This window comes from Streptomyces sp. CLV115 (assembly GCF_038448545.1).
In the GTDB taxonomy this organism is placed as follows: Bacteria; Actinomycetota; Actinomycetes; order Streptomycetales; family Streptomycetaceae; genus Streptomyces; species Streptomyces sanglieri.
Genome location: NZ_JBCEWQ010000363.1, coordinates 1 through 668 on the forward strand (window position 1 = coordinate 1; position 668 = coordinate 668).

Sequence of the window (668 nt, forward strand, 5' to 3'; positions counted from 1 at the left end):
GAACCGATCCGCACCGCGAGCCGCGCCGCGATCTCCTTGCCCTCCGCCGACGACGGCACCAGCACCGCCACCGGCGACACCGCCTCGAACGCCGCCTGCAACGCATCCACCTTCGGCACGACCAGATACCCGTCGAACTCGGCATCCTCCGCCGTCAGCACCCGCACCGCACCATGCCCGGCCAGCACCCCCGCCGTACCGGCCGCACCGGCACCCACCGCGAGCGCCACCGGCTCACCGATCCGCCGCGCCAGCGTCAGCAACTCCAACGTCGGCTTACGGACCGCACCGTCCACGTGATCGACAAAAACCAGAACTTCAGCCATGGGACTTCAATCTCCTGCGAGTAACGAAGAAACAAGGGAGGAACTACGACACGCACCCGAACCCGGGCCAGGGCCGGATCAGATGAACTTCTGGCCCGCCAGGAACTCCGCCAACCGGCGGCCGCCCTCACCCTCGTCCTTCACGATCGTGCCCGCCGTCCGAGCCGGACGCTGCGCAGCGGAATCCACCACACTCCACGCACCCTCAAGACCCACCTCGTCCGACCCGATCCCCAGATCGTCCAGATCCCACGACACGACCGGCTTCTTCTTCGCCGCCATGATCCCCTTGAACGACGGATACCGCGCCTCACCCGACTGGTCCGTCACCGACACCACCGC

Annotated in this window: 2 pseudogenes; both read right to left on the reverse strand. The window is 67.7% G+C overall.

Going from position 1 to position 668, the window contains the following annotated elements:
• A pseudogene (locus AADR41_RS42150) lies at positions 1–326 on the reverse strand (electron transfer flavoprotein subunit alpha/FixB family protein); the annotation flags it as partial.
• Between the two features lie 78 nt (positions 327–404).
• Positions 405–668 (reverse strand): annotated as a pseudogene (locus AADR41_RS42155) (electron transfer flavoprotein subunit beta); the annotation flags it as partial.